Here is an 18,091-nt window from a genome sequence, read left to right as displayed (position 1 = left end):
GCGCTCCTGACTCTGTGGTGAACACCTCCTACCCAGAGTCGTCGCAGCCGACCCCGGGCGCACGCGCAGATACGCCGAGAGCCCGGCTCCCCATGGGATCCGGGCCCTCGGTGCGAGAACTCCGACGAGGCCTCCGGCCTAGTCGAGGTAGTCGCGCAGCACCTGCGAACGCGACGGGTGGCGCAGCTTCGACATGGTCTTGGACTCGATCTGCCGGATGCGCTCACGCGTCACGCCGTAGACCTTGCCGATCTCGTCCAGCGTCTTCGGCTGGCCGTCGGTGAGTCCGAAACGCATAGAGACGACGCCCGCCTCGCGCTCGGAGAGGGTGTCGAGCACCGAGTGCAGCTGCTCCTGGAGGAGCGTGAAGCTGACCGCGTCGGCCGGGACGACTGCCTCGGAGTCCTCGATCAGATCACCGAACTCGCTGTCTCCGTCCTCGCCCAGCGGGGTGTGGAGGGAGATCGGCTCGCGGCCGTACTTCTGGACCTCGATGACCTTCTCGGGCGTCATGTCGAGTTCCTTGGCCAGCTCCTCCGGCGTGGGCTCACGGCCCAGGTCCTGGAGCATCTGGCGCTGCACACGGGCGAGCTTGTTGATGACCTCGACCATGTGCACCGGGATGCGGATGGTGCGGGCCTGGTCGGCCATGGCGCGGGTGATCGCCTGACGGATCCACCAGGTGGCGTACGTGGAGAACTTGTAGCCCTTGGTGTAGTCGAACTTCTCGACCGCGCGGATCAGACCGAGGTTGCCCTCCTGGATCAGGTCCAGGAAGAGCATGCCTCGGCCGGTGTAGCGCTTGGCCAGCGACACCACGAGACGGAGGTTGGCCTCCAGCAGGTGGTTCTTGGCGCGGCGACCGTCCTCGGCGATGATCTCCAGCTCGCGCTTGAGCTTCGGCGCGAGCTTGTCGGAGTTCGCCAGCTTGTCCTCCGCGAACAAACCGGCCTCGATGCGCTTGGCGAGCTCGACCTCCTGCTCCGCGTTGAGGAGGGGGACCTTCCCGATCTGCTTCAGGTAGTCCTTGACCGGGTCGGCGGTGGCACCGGCGACGGCGACCTGCTGCGCGGGCGCGTCGTCCTCGTCGTCGTCGGAAAGGACGAAGCCCTTGTTCTCGCCCTCGCCCTCCTCGTCCTCGCCCTTGCCGACCTTCACGTCCTCGACCAGGTCGTCGCCGTCGAGGAGGTCGTCGTCCTGCTTCCCGGCCTTCTTCGTAGCTGTCTTCTTCGCCGCCGTCTTCTTCGCGGCGGTCTTCTTGGCTGCCGTCTTCTTGGCTGCCGCCTTCTTCGCGGGTCCGGCCGCGGCGGCGTCGCCGGCCGCCGTGCCCACGGCCTCTGCCGACGGGGCGGCAGCGGCCGCGACGGTCCTGGTCACGGTCGTCTTGGCCGCGACGGTCTTGGTGGCGGTGCGCTTGACCGGGCTCTTTGCTGCGACGCTCTTACGGGCACGTTTGGACGGCTCCGCGGCACTGACCATCAGCGTCACACCCTCTTCCTCGAGGATCTGATTGAGGCTGCGCAGAACATTCTTCCACTGGGTTGGCGGAATCTGGTCAGCCTCGAAGGCCCGACGCACGTCATCGCCGGCGATCTGCCCATCAGCCTTTCCCCGCTCGATGAGCGCCATCACAGACTCGGACTCGGCGATCTCCGGCGGGAGCGTACGGGATGTGCTGGCCGACACGAACAACCTCTCGGAACGATGGAAACGGCTTCCGGCCCGGCCCTGGAGAGGACCGGAGCCGACGACCGCCGGGCTGGGAATGTACCGACGGCGCGGGTTTGGCCTCAGAACTGCACAGCGCACTGAACGGCTGCTGTATTCCTTCCGTGGCGGTCACCTCTTAGGTCATCGCACTGCTTCGAGGAGTGTTACGCCCAATCCGCGTGGCCCGAGTCACACCTCATTTGCGACGAAAGTGATCAGGGGTGCCATCTCGCCACAATTATGTCGCCGGACCGCAGAGGTCCGGCGACACACGGTTCACACACCTGACCGTGCTGTGTTCAATGCTCGCGGGGCGCGGGCACCACCCGTTCCACCTCGGGGTGGACGACGAGCAGTTGACGCATGGCCGCCTCGGCGCCCGACGCGTCCCCCGAAGCGAGGGCGTCGACGATCCGGGCGTGGTGGGCGAGGGACGCTTCGGTGGGGCGGTCGCAGCTCGTGGCGGGACCGCCCGAGACCTGCAGCGCCGCCGCGACGATTCCGGACAGGTGCTCCAGCATGCGGTTGCCCGCGGCCTGGATGAGCAGGGAGTGGAACTCCGCGTCGGCCCGCGAGCCGGTGATCACGTCGCCCTGCCCGAGAGCGTGCCCCATGATCTCGACCATGTCGCCGAGGCGCTGCTGGATGTCCTCGCGGCCGTGGCCCGCCGCGAGACGGGCCGCGAGCGGCTCGATGGTCCACCGGAGCTCCCCCAGCTCGCGCCGCTGGTCCTCGCGCTGCGGGCCGAAGGCGCGCCATTCGATGATGTCGGGGTCGAGCAGATTCCAGTCGCTGACGGGACGGACCCGGGTGCCCACGTTGGGCCGGGCGCTGACCAGGCCCTTCGCCTCGAGGACGCGCAGTGATTCACGGACGACGGTGCGGGAGACCTCGAAGCGCTGGCCGATCTCCTCCGGCACGAGGGGGCGGTCGGCACCCAGGTCTCCGGAGACGATCATCTGACCCAGCTGCTGAACGAGTTGGCCGTGCAGGCCGCGCCCCCGGCTGGCCGAGCCCCGGCGACCGGCCCGGCCGAGCTCGGCATCGGCCCCTTCCCAGGAACGCAGAGCGGCGCGCTCGCCGGCCGGCGCCTCCGCATACGAGTAGCGGTCGAGTTCACCCGGGCCGGCGAGACCGGAATCGGCGGAGCGGGCGGCGGTCATCATGGTGTGCGCAAGGGTACTCACGCATCCTTTGTCGGCGCGGCTCCTCCGCCCCTTGAGGTCTTTGGTGAAAAGCACACGAAAGGGTGATCGGCACCCGCCCGCCAATTGACGCCTTATCTCCTCAAAACAGGCATTTTCAAGGGAGTTGTGATCCCGAAACGACTCGCCGTCGCCCTCGGTCACCAACGAACCCTGGCGCGAAGGCCGGTGAGCACGTAGGCGCAGACCAGAGTCGACAGCGAGAGCGACAAGGCGGCCCCCACCGGTTGGTCCACCACGCGCAGGGCGGCCGCCAGCCACCGCTCCGTCTCATGCGGCCAGTGCGGCCACACCAGTTCGCGGAGCCTGCCAGGCAGCCCGACGGCCGGGCGGGAGCCCGATCCCGTCGACACCGCCCGGAGCAGCGGAACGACGAGTACGGGCACGGCGAGCACGGCGGCGACACCGGCCGCCGTCGCCCTGAAGACTCCGGCACCCAGCAGGCCCGCCCAGGCGCAGCCGACGGTCAGCCCCGCCCAACTCACGCCCAAGGTCGGAGAATTATGGATGATTAAGGCCAAATCGGCTCCGCTTAGGAGGTGGTAGGTCCCTGCGGAGGTCAGTACGACGGCCGCGGCGATCACCAGGGCCGCTCCCGCCGACACCACCAGCTTGGCAAGGAGCAGCCCGAGGGGGCGCGGGACAGTGCCGTACCCCGCCGCGAGGGCGGGGTGGCGGAATTCGTCGCCGAACGAGAGCGCGCCGAGCAGCCCGGCCCCGATCGCCGCGGGCGGCAGCGGCAGTGGCGATGGCCAGGCCACCAGCACCCTGTGCAGCGGGGCATGCCCGGAGAGTGCGAGGAACGCGGAGATTCCGAGCGAGACGGCAAGGACGGCGGCGGTGACCAGAGTTGTCGTACCCGTGCCGAGGAGGCGACGCAGTTCGTAGCGCAGCGGCTGGAGGGGGCCACGAGCGGGCCGGCGCCTGATCGGCGGCGCGGGTCGCACGCCGTTCGCCCGTGCGGCCGGGCGCGGTTCGGCTTCCCCGGACCCGGCGGCGACGGCCGGTGGGTCGACGACGTGCGAGGGTCGGACGTCGGCGATCTCGTCGGCGAGTCCGTGCACCGGGAGACCGTGCCGGAAGGCCGTGTCGCCGATCTCGGCACAGGTGGCCCCGTACACGGAGAGCCGGCCCCCCGTCCCGGCCACCACCTCGACGGGGCGTCTCGCCGCCCGGGCTTCGCGCCCGACGACGGCGGCGAGGCGGGCGGCATACGGACTGCGCACCGCGACCCGGGGACGGAGGCGGGCCCGGGAGAAGTCGCCCGCACTCTGGTCGGCGACGAGCCGTCCCGCGTCGACGGTGACCACTCGGTCGGCGGTCCGCAGGGCCTCCTTGGCGTCGGTCGTGGTGCACAGAACCGTTCCGCCGCGGGCCGCCCGGTCCCGGATCAGCCGGTGCACCCGGTTCGCCTCCTGCGGCGGGAGCCCTTCGGCGGGATCGTCCAGGACGAGCGTGTGCGGGTCTCCCAGCAGGGCCGACGCGAATGCGAGCATGCGGTCCATGCCGAGCGACAGGGCGTCGATGCGCTGGTCCCTCAGCCCGGCGAGATCGACGAGCTCCAGCACCTCCTCGGCCCTGGAGACCGGTACGCCCACGGCGGCGCAGAGCATGCGCAGGTGCCCCTGGACCGTACGGGCGGGGTGCCCCGGTGCGTGGCCGAGGAGCACCCCCACCTCGTGCGCGGGGTGCTCGATCCGGTGCAGTGGCCTGCCCCGGAAATACGTGACCCCCCGCCCCGGGTCGAGTTCGAGCATCAGGCGGAGGGCCGCGGTCTTGCCCGATCCGGGCGCGCCCAGAAGTGTGGTGACGTGACCGGGCCGGGCTTCGAAGGTGAGATCGTCCACGACGGCCGGATGGCCGCGTCGGGGTGCGCTGGTGAGTCCGATGGCCTGGAGCATCGCTTCTCTCGCGGAGGATGAGACCGCTCGGCGGCAGGGCGGGTACCGCAGCACGATAACGCGACGTATCCGACTTTTCGCGCAGGGTCGACCCGCGGGTGTTCCGCGGGGTCAGACCTCCGGTCTCAGCATCGGCGGGTTGAGCACCGTCGCCGCGCCGGCCCGGAAGAGCTGGGCGGGGCGGCCGCCCTGCCGGGTGGTCGTCCCCCCGGAGGGCACCAGGAAGCCCGGGGTGCCCGTCACCTTGCGGTGGAAGTTCCGGGGGTCCAGAACCACGCCCCACACCGCCTCGTACACCCGCCGCAGCTCACCGACCGTGAACTCCGGCGGGCAGAAGGCGGTGGCCAGGGAGGAGTACTCGATCTTGGAGCGCGCCCGTTCGACGCCGTCGGCGAGGATCTGCGCGTGGTCGAAGGCGAGCGCGGCCTGGTTCTCGCCCTCGCGGCCGTCCTTGGCCTCGGCTGCGAGCAGGTCCTCGACAGGCGCCCAACGGGCGTAGTTCGCGTCACCGCCCGCCCGGGGCGCGGGCAGGTCCGGGGCCAGCACCAGATGGGCGACACTGACGACCCTCATCCTGGGATCGCGGCCGGGGGCGCCGTACGTGGCCAGCTGCTCCAGATGCGCGCCGTTGCCGACCGCCGGTGCCGCCGGGTCCTGGGCGCACAGGCCGGTCTCCTCGGCCAGTTCGCGCGCCGCGGCGGCGCCGAGGTCCTCGTCGGCCCTGACGAAGCCCCCGGGCAGTGCCCATCTGCCCTGGAAGGGCGGTTCACCCCGGCGTACGACCAGTGCGCAGAGCGCGTGACGGCGCACCGTGAGCACAACCAGGTCGACGGTGACTGCGAAGGGCGGGAAGGTCGACGGGTCGTAGGGCGGCATGCCGTGATCATAGTCGTCTTCCTGACGATAAACACTCCCTTCGCCGTGCTCCCGGGCCCGACTGTCGCTCTCGCGCAGTTCGTTGCGTCCGTTGCCTCGCCCGTCGTCCCGTATGGACCGGATTGCGGGCGAGACACTGCGGCCGCTCCCCCGCCCGTCCGTGCCGTGCGGCATGTCGTCATCGACCGCTCCTGGAGCCGCGGCGGTTCGGAGGTGTCTGCCCCGAACGGCGTCGGGAGGACGTCGGCCCCGGGCGGACGGGTCCCCGTGGGGCCTTCGTGCGCCGGCCGGCGGCCGGGCGAACCGTCCGGTGTCGTGCGCGGCGTTCCTCTCGGGGACGCCCGGTCCGCTCGGCCGCCCGCGCGCCGCGCTCGCCGCGAAGGCAACGGCGCAGGGTTTCCGGGTCCAACCCCTGATTGCACGCCTCGTGGAGGAGCTGGGCGAACGTGTAGTGCGGGTCCGCACGCAGGGCGAGGCCGAGTGCGACCCGCGCACCGGGTTCGTCGCCGGTGGACCAGGAGACCCACCCGGCGAGCGTCAGCGGGGCGGCCGCGTGCTCCTCGTACGGTGTGACGCAGCGCCGTGCGAGTGCGCGCCAGAGTCGCAGCGCGGAACCGGCTTCGGGCCCCTCCATCCATTCCGCGGCCCTGTCGCGCGTTTCCCGGTCCTGCAGGCCGAGGATCACCGCGGCGGCCTCGTCGTGCGTGATCAACCGGTCGTCGTCGGTGTCCGACGCCGAGGGTGTCGACATCGGCGCCTCCTTGAGGCGCTTCATGAGCCGCCGGACGAGATCGAGGGTCTCTCGGGCCACGTCCCCGCGCCCCGCCTCGTCGAGGATCTTCGGGATCAGCTCGGCGCCGGCCGCGTCGAGCGCGCGCTGCTGTTCCGCGACCACCGCCGAGGCGTCCAACGGTGCGAGCCGCGCCTCCATCTCCCGCAACGTGCCGCGCACTTGAATGCCCGCGTACGCCGCGGCGGCCGCCATCACCGAGGTACCGGGCATCGCCATCCGGTTTCCCTCGGCCGGGCAACAGCGCTCGTCGGGGCAGCAGTACGACCAGTAACGGCCGCCGGAAATGCAGAGTGCTTCGAGCACCGGCACGTCGAGCTCGCCGCAGGCGGTGCGCAGGTTCTGGGCGAGGGGGCGCAGCCGCTCCATCACCTGGTTGCCGTTCTCGCCCTCGGCGGGTTCCTGGCAGAGGAAGACGACGATCGCGTCGGGCCGTCCGCCGCGTCGCTCACTCCCCTTGATCAGGCATTCGGCGAGCTGCTCGGCGACGGACGGCCATTCGCGGGACGCCTGGGGAATGCCGAGCCGCAGCCGCCCGCCGAAGCGGCCGCGGCCGCCGTGCAGGGCGACCATGACCACGCTGTCGCTCGGGTGGAACCCCATCAGATACGGGAGGGCGTCGGCGAGTTCGGCAGGGCCTCGCAGGGTGATCTGCTGCTCGTCGACCGGGCCGGTGGATTCGTGGTGCTGGTTCATGGCACGACCGTCCCGCGAACGGCCGATTCCCGCGACCCCTGTGGATAACGTTATCCACAGGTGCCGGGGGCACTCGCCTTTCGTCGCGCTGTCGGCTTGCATGGGGGGATGACCACGCAGACCACGCAGAGCCCGGAGCCCGGGGCTTCGGCCGATCCCGTGCACGCCTGTCCGTTCGGGAAATCCTCCAGCTCCGCGCGCGGCATAGCGGTGGGCCGGGCCGTGATGGTCGACCACCGCCGGAGCTGACGTGCGACCAGTCGCGGCCCCTGTCAGACCCTGTGCCCGTGCGCGGAGTTCGTCGCGCGGACGTGAAGGGCCCTGGCCGAAGGGCATAGCCCTCCGACGACAACGGCGTAGGGCCGGCGGTCAGCGCCTCGGCCGACCGGGATGCCCGGTGGAGGCGGACGTGCCGGTCGGCGGACCGGTCCCCCGCCACCCCGGGAGGACAGCGCACAACTGGTGCCCAGGGAAACGCCGCACCAGTTCTCCGGTCCCGACGGCGGAGCCGATGGCATCGATGATGACGGTGTCGACGGCATGGGTGGGTGTGACCGGCGTGCGGCGGGCCGTTCCCGTTTCGTATCCGGCTCCGGGCTCTTCGGCCGATAAACGTCCTGCCGATCGGAGTGGGCGGAGTCCTCGCCGCCAGGAAGCCGAGTGCCCCGGAATTCCGATGGCTTCCCTCGGCGCTCCCCACAGGATCCGGATGGCGGCCCGGCCGCACGGGCCGCAACCGGTTCCGCGGTGCTGTCTCATTCGACGGACGCCCCCTTGAGGGAGGGGCGCGGCACGCTCCGGGGGAGCGCGGATCCCCGGGCCGCTCGGAGCGCCCGCTCAGCGCGGTGACGACGGCGGCGACGAGCACGAAGCCGGCGGCTACCGCGGTGAGGTGCGCGGGGGCCGGGGAGCCGAGGACATCTGCGCCGATCACACGGGACAGCGAATGGCCAGGTACATCACGGCGGCGTTCAGCGAGACCCCCAGTGGCTCCGCCCCGGGCCGGCGAAGCCGTGATGCGCTGCTGCGGTGCCGTGACCGACCACGAGGCGGTGCCGCCCGGCGCCACCAGGACGATCGCCACCGGATACGACGTGTGGCTCACCATCATGACGTGTGGCTCACCATCATGAGGAGGAACACCGCGGCGAGCAGGAGGGTGGCGGCGACCACCTTCCGCGGTCCCCTGCGGTCGGGGAGACGGCCCGCGACGAGGTTCCCCGCCGTACTGGCAAGAGCCTCCTGCGGCACGCCGCCAAGGACCTCCTGTCCGCCTCCATCGTCCAGCGCCGCAAGACTCCCCACCCCTCGACCCAGGACCTGGGATGCGACCGGGCCGTCAACCGGGTGCTGACCCGGATCGCCGCCGACCCCGGCGCCCCGGCCCTGCCGCTGCTCAACCTCGTTGCAGTCCGCCCCCACCTCGCCCAACGGGTCGACTCGCCCTACTCCATGACGCAGCGCTCGGTCTGCGCGGAGACCCGGTCCGGCTGACCGCCTGGCTGGAACTCCACCAGGTCGACGTGAGCAGCCTGCTGGTCCGACGGGCACGCGGGCTGCCGGAGCGACGACGTCGACGCGGGCGGGCGCCGGTCCGGGGCCCGGCATACGTGGACCGCACAGGCCCGAGACCGACCGCGTCGACGTGAGTGGGCCTGTCGGGCGGGCGTCCCGGGGTCCGGCGTCCCGTGCGGCATCGCCCGCGCGGGGAGCCGGGGACCGCCGCGCGGGCGGCGCCGCGTCTCCGCCTTCCCGAGGAGGCTCAGCCCGTCGCGGCGAGGACCAGCGGAAGCACCTGTTCGCCGCCGGCCCGGCGCAGCAGGCGGGCGGCGACCGCGAGGGTCCAGCCGGAGTCGGTGTAGTCGTCCACGAGCAGGACGGGTCCGGGAGCGTCGGCCAGCGCACCCGCCAGCTCCTCGGGGACGGTGAAAACGTCGGACAGCGCCCGGAGGCGTTGGGCGGAGTTGCTGCGACGTACCGCGTGCGCTCCGTTCGGTCCGGTGTGCACCAGGGTGCCCAGGAAGGGCAGGCGTCCGATGGCCGCGATTTCCCGGGCGAGGGAGCCGACCAGCCGAGGACGGGCCAGCGACGGCACGGCGACGACTCCGACCGGGCGGGCGGAGGCGTCCGGGGCGTTCGACGCCCAGCCGCCGGGAGAGCGCGCCCAGTCGGCGAGGACCGCCACCGCGGCCCGCAGGACGTCGTCGGGGACCGGACCGTCGGGCGCGTTCTCCGCGAGCAGCGGGCGCAGGCGGTTGCCCCAGCCGATGTCCGAGAGCCGGCCCAGGGCGCGCCCGGTGGAGCACTGCTCGCCGACGGGGATGCGGCCCTTGAGGTCGATGCCGAGGGCGGGCATACCGGTCGGCCACATCCGGCGCGGCTCGATCTCCACGCCCGGGCGGTCCAGTTCCTTCGTGGCCCCCGTCAGCGCCTCCGCGGAGACGGAGGTATCGGCCCAGGCCCCGGCGCAGTTGTCGCACCGGCCGCACGGTACCGCCCCTTCGTCGTCCAGCTGCCGGCGCAGGAACTCCATCCGGCACTGCGTCGTGCTCACGTAATCGCGCATGGCCTGTTGCTCGGCCGCCCGCTGCCGGGCGACCCAGGCGTAGCGCTCGGAGTCGTAGACCCACTGCTCGCCGGTGGAGACCCAGCCGCCCTTCACCCGCTTGACCGCCCCGTCCACGTCGAGCACCTTGAGCATGGTCTCCAGACGGGTGCGCCGGAGGTCCACCGCCGCCTCCAGGGCCGGAACGGACAGGGGCCGCTCCGCACCGGCGAGGGCCGAGAGGGTCTGACGCACCTGTGCCTCGGGCGGGAAGGCGGTGTCGGCGAAGTAGCGCCAGATGGCCTCGTCCTCCTTGCCCGGCAGCAGCAGCACATCGGCGTGGGCCACACCGCGGCCCGCACGCCCCACCTGCTGGTAGTAGGCGATCGGCGAGGACGGCGAGCCGAGATGGACCACGAATCCCAGGTCCGGCTTGTCGAAGCCCATGCCCAGCGCCGAGGTCGCGATCAGTGCCTTGACCCGGTTGTCCAGCAGGTCGGCCTCGGCCTGCAGCCGGTCGGCGTTCTCGGTGCGGCCCGTGTAGGAGGCCACCTGGAAGCCGCGCTGCCGCAGGTAGGCGGTGGCCTCCTCGGCCGCGGCGACGGTGAGGGCGTAGACGATCCCGGAACCCGGCAGCTGGTCCAGGTGCTCGGCGAGCCAGGCCAGGCGGTGGGCCGCGTCGGGCAGCCGGATGACGCCGAGCCGCAGGCTCTCCCGTTCCAGCGAGCCGCGCAGCACCAGGGCCTCACCGGCGCCGGTACCCAGTTGCTCGGCCACGTCGGCCGTCACCCGCGCGTTGGCGGTCGCGGTGGTCGCCAGTACCGGCACGCCGGGTGCGAGGTCCCCGAGCATGGCCCGCAACCGGCGGTAGTCGGGGCGGAAGTCGTGGCCCCAGTCGGAGATGCAGTGCGCCTCGTCGACCACCAGCAGGCCGGTCGTGGCCGCGAGCCCGGGCAGCACCTGCTCCCTGAAATCCACGGAGTTGAGGCGTTCCGGACTCACCAGGAGAACGTCGGTCGCGCCACGCTCGACCTCCTCGTATATGGTGTCCCACTCCTCCGGATTGGCCGAGTTGATGGTGCGCGCCCGGATGCCGGCCCGTTCCGCCGCCTCGACCTGGTTCCGCATCAGCGCCAGCAGCGGCGAGACGATCACCGTCGGGCCGGCTCCGCGACGACGCAGCAGGGCGGTGGCGACGAAGTACACCGCCGACTTGCCCCAGCCCGTGCGCTGCACCACCAGGGCGCGTCGGCGCTCCCGCACCAGAGCGGCCACCGCCTGCCACTGGTCCTCCCGCAACCGTGCCGAGCCCTCGGGGGCACCGACGAGTTCGGCGAGGACGGCGTCGGCTTCGGCGCGGAGTTCGGGTTCGCTCATGCCCCCATGCAACCCGATGGCGGGCACGGACAGCCAGTTCACGCGGCGTGACGAGCGACTCATGCACGATCCGCGGGTCGCGTACCGCTCTCGGACGGCCGGACCCGGGTGCTCGGCGAGGAGCCGGCCCGAATCGCTGACGACGACCCGATCTGGACGTTTCCGCCGGTCCCCGCCGTTCGAGCGCGACCGGGGGCGTCGTCCGGGTACGGCCCGGGCGGGACATCAGGGTCATACCCCCGCATTCCCGACGGTCGCGCCGATTGCTCGTTGTCGCCGGTCGAAACGCCAGGAAGAATTGGACTCGCTCCCCGCACGGGCGTTCGCCATCCCGGAACAGCTGTGCCCCAGTGCGCCCTCACTCGTCCCTGCCCGCCATGTGGGCGCGCACGCGAAGGGAGGATCGTGACCTTCGAATTCGCCCCGTCCGAGGCCGCTTCGATACCGGCGCCGTCCGCGGCCGCCGATTCCACCAACCGCCTTGCCAGGATGCTCGAACCGGCCGAGTGGGCCGAGGCCGGCATACCGTTGCTGCGCAGCCCCCGCGAGGTCGTCGGCGGTCTGCACGCCCGGCACCGGCCCGCTCCGGGAACCGCCGTCGTCGCGGTCCTGGACCATGAGGAACGCCTCGTGGCCAGCGCCTCGTTCGCCCGCCGTGCCACGGCCACGGACGGCTGGGAGTTCCGCAACGCGCTGCTGGCGCATCTGCGCCGGGTCGTTCCGCACGATCTGCGCCGCCGCACCCCCGTACGCACCGCCGTACTGCTCTACTGCCGTGAGGGCGACGAGCGTTGGACGGAGGAGGACGGGGCTTGGATGTGGGGGCTGCGGGACGCCTGCACCCTGCACGGTCTGCGGTGCGGCGCGTACATCACCCTGACCCGCGGTGGCTGGCGGGTGCTCGGCGAGGGGCGCGGCGGCCGTCGGCCCAGCGCCACGTCGCGACCGTCGCCCCTCGCCGGAACGACGCTCGACGCCGCCCCGCAGCCGATGCGGGCCGGCGGCGGGGCGTCCCGGGCGCTGCGTCGCACCGCGGCACGCTGACCGGCGGTCGCGGACCCGGCCACCCTCTCGGGCGACCGGGCCACCACGTTCACGACGACGGACGACACCGGCGGCGTCGCACCACGACCGCGTACACGACGTCCGCACCACGACGGCGTACGCGCCGTCGCGTCACGACCGGGTGCGCGCCGTCGCTCAGACCCCTGCGCCGAGCACCGCGTCCACCCGTCGCGGGTCCCCGCACACGATCAGCAGGGCACCCGCCCGTGCGCGGGCACCGGACAGCACGTCGGCGATGTCGTCACCACCGGCGTCGTTGACGGCGACGACCACCACGGGACGGGGCTTCAGCCGTCCGGCGGCATCGGAGCGCGCGAAGAAGACGTCCTCGCCGGCGTCGTGCTGGGCCCAGTAGGCGGCCTCGCCGAAGGAGAGTTCGTGCGCGGCCCACGGGTGCTGCTCACCGGTGGTGACCACCAGGATGTCGCCCGGTGCGCGCCCGGAGTCGAGCAGCAGGTCCACCGCCTCGTCGGCGGCGTCGACCGCGGCGGCGGCCGCGGCGGGGATCAGCTGGATCTGCGGTGCGGAACGATTCTCCGGACGAGCCGTCTGCGACGTTCCGGAGGCGGGGTGCGGGCGCGGCGCCGACGGCGCGGGCCTCGCGGGGCCGGGGCCCGGGCGACCGGGACGCGGCGTGGCCGCTGAACGCGGACCGGGTACGGGACGGGGGGTCGACGCGGCGCGGCCTGAGGCCGGAGTGGCGCGGGGACCCTGGGCGCTCTCGTGAATCTGAGGCTCCTCGGGGATGAGAGGCATGGGTGGTTGTCTATCAAACGCCGACATGTGGGACGTCGGCGGGTGGGTGTTCGTGCGCGGTCAGAAGTCGAAGCCGAGCTGGCCCCCGCTTTCCAGTGCGGCCGCCTCGGCGGAGAAACGGACCTTCTTGAGGTGCTGCCACCTGGGCAGCGCGTCGAGGTAGGACCACGAGAGGCGGTGGTGGGGCGTGGGACCCCACTCCTCCAGAGCGGCCCTGTGCACGGGCGACGGATAACCGGCGTTGGCACCGAAGTCGAATGCGGCGTACTCGCCGGAATCCGCGCCCAGTTCAGCCATCATCGCGTCCCGTCGGACCTTCGCGATCACCGAGGCCGCCGCGACGGCGACGCAGGACTGGTCGCCCTTGATCACCGTACGGACCTTCCAAGGCTGTCCCAGGTAGTCGTGCTTGCCGTCGAGTATCACCGCGTCGGGACGCACCGGCAGACCCTCCAGAGCTCGCACGGCGGCGAGGCGCAGTGCCGCCGTCATCCCCAGGTCGTCGATCTCCTGCGGGGAGGCGTCCCCCACGGCGAACGCGGTGACCCACCGTTCCAGCTGCGGGGCCAGCTCCGCGCGGCGTCTGGGGGTGATCAGCTTGGAGTCGGTCAGTCCGACGGGAGGTCTGCGAAGGCCGGTGACGGCCGCACACACGGTGACCGGCCCCGCCCACGCTCCGCGTCCGACCTCGTCGACACCGGCGACGATCCTGGCGCCGGTGGTGGCGCGCAACGAGCGCTCGACAGTGTGCGTGGGTGGTTCGTACGGCATGGCGCCTGTCAGCGTACGCCGACGGAAACGCGGGCAACACCCCGGGGGCGCCCGACGACCGGGCCGGACGCGGGCCGTGTCGGAGGGACGAACTGCCGCCCGGGCGCGGATCCTCGTGCCGGTTTGCTGCGGTACACGGATCAGTGGGCCTGGCACGGCCGGTGTGGTCCGCGAGCGGTCGCGGCGACGTCGGGGGAATCCCTCGGCGGATCACCACCCGAAGCGCTCGTGGGGGCCCGCGTCACATTCGTGAAGCCCGTAACACGGTACGGAGCGGTACGGCGACCGGCAGCGCCCCGGCGCGCGAGTCACCGGCGCAACAGGGAAGGCCGACACACCGCCGCGGGTGCGGACCGCACCCGCGGCGGCTCGGGTCAGCGCGGGTCGCCCACGTCGCTCGTGTCGCTCGTGTCGCTCGTGTCGCTCGAAACGTAACGGCCGTCCTCGTAGCCGCGATCGCCATTCGTCCCTCCTCGTTCTCCTCCTCCGACGCCCCCGCGCGCGAGGGAACAGGGGCCCTCCGACTCGTCCGTACCGCGCTCGCGCAGGATCTCCCGGGCTCGCGCCTCACCCAGGCTCGTGGCGTACCAGGGCGTGTCCGAGGACCGCAGCGAACGCTCGATGTCCCACAGGGCGCAGGAGCGCAGCGGCTCGGGCAGGGTGTCGAGAGCGGGAACGGCGTCGGCCGAGAGGTCACGGAGGTAGGCGATGTCGATCGAGCGGCCGTCGCGGTACCGCTGGACGTTCTGTTCCGCGATCAGGCCGTCGGGCGAGACCAGACCGAACGCGAGCACGGCGGCGGCCGCGCTCGCGGCGACGGCGCGCGGGAGCAGGCGCGGCCGGAGCGCGCCGAAGACCATGATCAGGACGAGGACGACACCCAGCCAGAGTTCCATCGCCGCCACCGAGATGCGCAGCCTGGTCAGGCCGTAGGTGTCGACGTACAGGTCCATGCGCCTGAGCGCGGACGCCACGACGACGAGGGTGAGCACGCAGAGCGTGCCGAGCACGCCCCGTACGAGAGTGCGGTCCCCGTCCCGTCCGCGCGGGGCCAGGCGAAGGGCGACGGCGATGACCAGCAGGGTGAGGAAGGTGGCCCAGAGAAGCTGCCAGAAGCCCTGACGCGCGTACTGGGCATAGCTGAGGTGGGTCTCCGCCATCACCTTGGCGTATCCGCCGAGCAGCACGGTCAGCTGGACGGCGATGAAGACGGCGAACAGCAGGTTCAGCACGACGAGCGGCAGCGCCCATTCCATCCGCCCGCGTGCCTTTCCCGGCCGGAGGGCGAAGCCGTCCCAGCGCACCGGGGCGGCGGCGGTGTACGCGGCGGCGAGGGAGCCCACCAGACCGAGCGCGAAGAGGAGAAGTCTCCAGGGGCCGTCCCCCAGCGACACGTCGGGAACCAGTCCGCCGAGCACATCGGCGAAGGCGGCGTCGGCGCTCGCGAAGAGTGTGCCGAACACGACGAGCAGGACGGCCGCCACCGCGGTGGTGCGGAGTGCGGCGCCCCACCTTCTCCGGGACCCCGCCACGCGATCGCGCACGCCCCGCCAGCCCCAGACCGTCCCCTCGACGAGCGAACAGAACAGGCCCAGCGAACCGAGGAACACCCCGATCCAGCTGCGGGCACCGTGCAGCGCGAGCGAACCCAGTGCCACGGCCGACACGACGGCGAGAAAGCTGGGCCACCCGGCGTCCCGCACGGCCGGGACGACGAGCAGTGCCAGGCCGCCGACCGCCCAGACGGCCGTCCACGGGCGGAGGCGGCGTCCGGCCGCTCGCGCGGCGAAGAAGGCCGCGAGCGCCGCGGGAATCGCGACGATCAGCAGGTTCGCCCCGAGACCGTCACCGAGCAGCGACGCGCTCAGGACCGCGGTGGCGAGGACGGAGCAGAGGGTCGCTCCCCGGACGGCGGCCGGCTCGGCGACCCGCAGTAGCGCGATCGACGGCGGAGGGCCGGTGCGCCGCCCGTGACCGGACAGGGGCTGTGGTGCGCCGCCCCGCGAGGCGTGGGCCCGTGCCTGCGGCGGCCGGAACGTGATGTCGTGGGACGGCTGCGGCGCCGACTTCGGTGACGCGCTCGTCCCCGGCTCCGTGCCATGGTCCGACGGCCCAAATCGCTCGGACACGTCCTGCGGCCGGGGGTTGTCTGGTACGTGATCGGACAATGGGACCCCTCCCCCACCGGGGTCCGCGCGCACCGCCGCCGGGCAGCACGGGGACACCCCGGCGTCTCATTCGGTGCACGCCCGTCCGGTTGATCACCGGGGGCGACGTGGCCGAAAGAGTAACTTCCCCTTCCCCCGGGCACGCGTTCGAGGGAAGGCTGTGGCAGGACCGTGACAGTACCGGTCGGACGCCCGCCACGGCCGGGGAAACCATCGCGTTCGACGCGAGAGCCGTGCGGCTCCGGGAGACGCCGTCCGCCCTCGTCGCCCGTCCGGTTCGGGATCACCATCCGGCTCGCGGGGGACGTGCTGTGGGCGGGTGCCGTCCGGCTCAGGGGCGTGCCGTTCGCCCGGGTCGCGCTATCGCGGCAGCCAGCCCGGCAGTTCCTCCGTCTGTGCCGCCCAGTCGGCGGGCGGTGCGCCTGCCCCGCTCGCCGCGACGATGCCGCCGACGATCGCGCAGGTGGTGTCGACGTCGCCGCCCGCCCGGGCCGTGCCCCAGAAGGCCTGCTCGAAGTCGCCGAGGTGCCGCGCCGCGGACCAGAGGGCGAACGGGACGGTGTCGTGGGCGCTGGTGCGCCGTCCGTTGCCGAGCACCGCGGCGACCGTACCCGCGTCGTCGTAGTCGAGCATGTCGCGCGCCCGGCGCAGTCCGGCACCGACCGCGCTGCGCGGCACGAGGTCGATCACGCCGTCGAGGAACTCCGTCGGGGCGGGCGGCCCCGCGCTCGCCGCGGCCAGCGCCGCGGCCGCCGCGACGGCCATCGCGCCCGCGACCGCCTCGCGGTGCTGGTGCGTGATGTACGAGGAGATCTCGGCCTGGTGCGTGGCCTGCTCCGGGTCGTCGGCGTACCAGGCCCCGAGCGGGGCGATGCGCATCGAGGAGCCGTTGCCCCAGGAACCCTGCCCCTGGAACAGCGCGGACGCCAGCTCACGCCAGTCGCCGCCCTCCCGCACCAGCCTGAGCAGCCGGTTCACGGCGGGGCCGTATCCGCGGTCGAAGTCATGGTGCTCGGCGAAGGACCGGGCCAGCGCGTCCTGGTCGATCCGCCCGTGTGCCACCAGCACGGCCACCACCGAGGCGGCCATCTCGGTGTCGTCTGTCCACTGCCAGGGGCCGGGAGGCAGCCCTCCCTGCTTCAGCAGCGGGTAGTTCACCGGCACGAAGAACTGGGACCCCAGCGCGTCCCCCACGGCCAGTCCGCGGAGGCTGGCCAGGGCACGTTCGAATCGTTGGTCGGAGGCAGAGGAGGCGGTCGTCATCGCCTTCCACTCTATCCGGTGATTCCGTACGGCTCAGGGGTGCGCCAGCGCTCGAACGGCCGGTCCAGGGTGTACCGCCCGTCCTCGCCGAGTATCAGCATCCTGGTCTCCCCGTTGCCTGGATTGGACAGGGACTCGAACTCGGCCACCGACCAGTGGAACCACCGCATGCAGAACAGACGCATGGTCAGCCCGTGCGTGACCAGCAGGACGTTCGGCGGGTGGTCGGGGGCGTCGAAACTCCGGTGCAGACTCTCCAGGAAGGCATCGACCCGGTCGTACACATCGGCCCCGGACTCGCCCTGCGCGAAGCGGTAGAAGAAGTGCCCGTAGGCGTCCCGGTACTCCTTCTGGAGCCGCACGTCCTCCCGGTCCTGCCAGTTCCCCCAGTCCTGCTCCCTCAGCCTCGGCTCCTCCCTCACCCTCACCCGAGCCAGGTCCAGGTCCAGGGCCCTGAAGGTCTCGTGCGTACGGCGGTAGGGCGAGACGTACACGCTGACCCGTTCGGTGCCGAACAGCTCGCGCAGCCGCGCGCCGGTCTCCCTGGCCTGCCGGAGCCCCCTGGGGGTGAGCCTCAGCGCGTGGTCCGGCACGCGCTCGTACACCGAGTCGTCTGCGTTACCCTCGGACTCCCCGTGCCGGACGAGGACGATGCGTTGCGGTCGTGCCATGGTTCGACCCTAAGCGCTGTGCCCCGGCCCCCGGCGGGCTCCGGACGACAGTCGTACCGGGGCTGAGGCGGGAGAAGGGCCGGAAGCCCGTGCGCGGCGGGGCCGCGCGGGCTCGTGACCGACGCGGCGAGCGCGCCCGCCCGGCGGCAGGACGAGGGGGCGGCCGCTCCCGGGGAAGCACTGGACCGCTACCGGGAAAGCACTAGTAGTGCTTGGTCAGGTTGGCCGTGGTGCGTGTCTTTCGGGTTCGATATCGCGTTGAGTGAGTGTGACTCCGGACGAGATGACTGCGGTGCG

General features: G+C 72.3%; 14 protein-coding genes. 3 read left to right on the top strand and 11 right to left on the bottom strand.

Annotated features, from left to right (window positions below):
- Positions 1-138 precede the first annotated feature (138 nt).
- From AB0E67_RS27700 to AB0E67_RS27680, 5 genes are all read right to left on the bottom strand, one after another.
- A complete protein-coding gene (locus AB0E67_RS27700; protein ID WP_362031606.1) occupies positions 139-1,686 on the bottom strand; it encodes an RNA polymerase sigma factor in 1,548 nt (515 codons plus the stop codon).
- A 323-nt stretch (positions 1,687-2,009) separates the two neighbouring features.
- On the bottom strand, positions 2,010-2,897 hold the full coding sequence (locus tag AB0E67_RS27695) for a FadR/GntR family transcriptional regulator (RefSeq protein ID WP_362031604.1): 888 nt from the start codon (positions 2,895-2,897) through the stop codon (positions 2,010-2,012).
- 158 nt (positions 2,898-3,055) lie between these two features.
- Positions 3,056-4,816 carry an ABC transporter ATP-binding protein gene (locus AB0E67_RS27690; protein ID WP_362031602.1) on the bottom strand — a complete coding sequence of 587 codons (1,761 nt, stop codon included), beginning with the start codon at positions 4,814-4,816 and terminating at the stop codon, positions 3,056-3,058.
- 111 nt (positions 4,817-4,927) lie between these two features.
- Complete coding sequence (locus AB0E67_RS27685; RefSeq protein ID WP_073789912.1) at positions 4,928-5,692, bottom strand: NUDIX domain-containing protein; 765 nt, start codon at positions 5,690-5,692, stop codon at positions 4,928-4,930.
- A gap of 178 nt (positions 5,693-5,870) precedes the next feature.
- Entirely contained in the window at positions 5,871-7,178 is a 1,308-nt protein-coding gene (locus tag AB0E67_RS27680; protein ID WP_362031600.1) for a DUF4192 domain-containing protein, read from the bottom strand.
- 108 nt (positions 7,179-7,286) lie between these two features.
- Between AB0E67_RS27680 and AB0E67_RS27675 the strand changes: the two genes are divergently transcribed.
- Entirely contained in the window at positions 7,287-7,427 is a 141-nt protein-coding gene (locus AB0E67_RS27675; protein WP_362031598.1) for a hypothetical protein, read from the top strand.
- An 867-nt stretch (positions 7,428-8,294) separates the two neighbouring features.
- On the top strand, positions 8,295-8,672 hold the full coding sequence (locus AB0E67_RS27670; protein ID WP_362031596.1) for an asparagine synthase-related protein: 378 nt from the start codon (positions 8,295-8,297) through the stop codon (positions 8,670-8,672).
- Positions 8,673-8,940: 268 nt separating this feature from the next.
- On the opposite strand, the gene AB0E67_RS27665 is transcribed toward AB0E67_RS27670, so the two are convergent.
- A complete protein-coding gene (locus tag AB0E67_RS27665; RefSeq protein WP_362031594.1) occupies positions 8,941-11,100 on the bottom strand; it encodes a RecQ family ATP-dependent DNA helicase in 2,160 nt (719 codons plus the stop codon).
- A gap of 405 nt (positions 11,101-11,505) precedes the next feature.
- Between AB0E67_RS27665 and AB0E67_RS27660 the strand changes: the two genes are divergently transcribed.
- The gene (locus AB0E67_RS27660) at positions 11,506-12,144 is read left to right on the top strand and encodes a hypothetical protein (RefSeq protein WP_362031592.1); all 639 of its coding nucleotides are present in this window, start codon (positions 11,506-11,508) and stop codon (positions 12,142-12,144) included.
- A gap of 156 nt (positions 12,145-12,300) precedes the next feature.
- On the opposite strand, the gene AB0E67_RS27655 is transcribed toward AB0E67_RS27660, so the two are convergent.
- From AB0E67_RS27655 to AB0E67_RS27635, 5 genes are all read right to left on the bottom strand, one after another.
- Entirely contained in the window at positions 12,301-12,921 is a 621-nt protein-coding gene (locus AB0E67_RS27655) for a hypothetical protein (RefSeq protein ID WP_362031590.1), read from the bottom strand.
- Positions 12,922-12,981: 60 nt separating this feature from the next.
- Positions 12,982-13,692, bottom strand: coding sequence for a ribonuclease HII (locus AB0E67_RS27650; RefSeq protein ID WP_351516288.1), 711 nt, complete (start codon positions 13,690-13,692; stop codon positions 12,982-12,984).
- A gap of 374 nt (positions 13,693-14,066) precedes the next feature.
- Positions 14,067-15,635, bottom strand: coding sequence for a DUF4173 domain-containing protein (locus AB0E67_RS27645; protein ID WP_362031689.1), 1,569 nt, complete (start codon positions 15,633-15,635; stop codon positions 14,067-14,069).
- 585 nt (positions 15,636-16,220) lie between these two features.
- On the bottom strand, positions 16,221-17,123 hold the full coding sequence (locus AB0E67_RS27640) for an ADP-ribosylglycohydrolase family protein (RefSeq protein WP_362031588.1): 903 nt from the start codon (positions 17,121-17,123) through the stop codon (positions 16,221-16,223).
- Positions 17,124-17,134: 11 nt separating this feature from the next.
- The gene (locus AB0E67_RS27635) at positions 17,135-17,794 is read right to left on the bottom strand and encodes a histidine phosphatase family protein (RefSeq protein ID WP_362031586.1); all 660 of its coding nucleotides are present in this window, start codon (positions 17,792-17,794) and stop codon (positions 17,135-17,137) included.
- Between the last annotated feature and the right edge of the window lie 297 nt (positions 17,795-18,091).

This window comes from Streptomyces sp. NPDC032161 (genome assembly GCF_040636995.1).
GTDB lineage: Bacteria > Actinomycetota > Actinomycetes > Streptomycetales > Streptomycetaceae > Streptomyces.
The sequence above is the reverse complement of the archived record's forward strand: the minus strand, read 5'-3'. Positions and strand labels throughout refer to the sequence as shown.

Bases quoted from the DNA above. Each gene is read 5' to 3' on its own strand.
- AB0E67_RS27690 (WP_362031602.1), bottom strand. From the start codon at position 4,816: ATGCTCCAGGCCATCGGACTCACCAGCGCACCCCGACGCGGCCATCCG.
- AB0E67_RS27650 (WP_351516288.1), bottom strand. From the start codon at position 13,692: ATGCCGTACGAACCACCCACGCACACTGTCGAGCGCTCGTTGCGCGCC.
- AB0E67_RS27640 (WP_362031588.1), bottom strand. From the start codon at position 17,123: ATGACGACCGCCTCCTCTGCCTCCGACCAACGATTCGAACGTGCCCTG.
- AB0E67_RS27680 (WP_362031600.1), bottom strand. From the start codon at position 7,178: ATGAACCAGCACCACGAATCCACCGGCCCGGTCGACGAGCAGCAGATC.
- AB0E67_RS27685 (WP_073789912.1), bottom strand. From the start codon at position 5,692: ATGCCGCCCTACGACCCGTCGACCTTCCCGCCCTTCGCAGTCACCGTC.
- AB0E67_RS27675 (WP_362031598.1), top strand. From the start codon at position 7,287: ATGACCACGCAGACCACGCAGAGCCCGGAGCCCGGGGCTTCGGCCGAT.
- AB0E67_RS27665 (WP_362031594.1), bottom strand. From the start codon at position 11,100: ATGAGCGAACCCGAACTCCGCGCCGAAGCCGACGCCGTCCTCGCCGAA.
- AB0E67_RS27635 (WP_362031586.1), bottom strand. From the start codon at position 17,794: ATGGCACGACCGCAACGCATCGTCCTCGTCCGGCACGGGGAGTCCGAG.
- AB0E67_RS27655 (WP_362031590.1), bottom strand. From the start codon at position 12,921: ATGCCTCTCATCCCCGAGGAGCCTCAGATTCACGAGAGCGCCCAGGGT.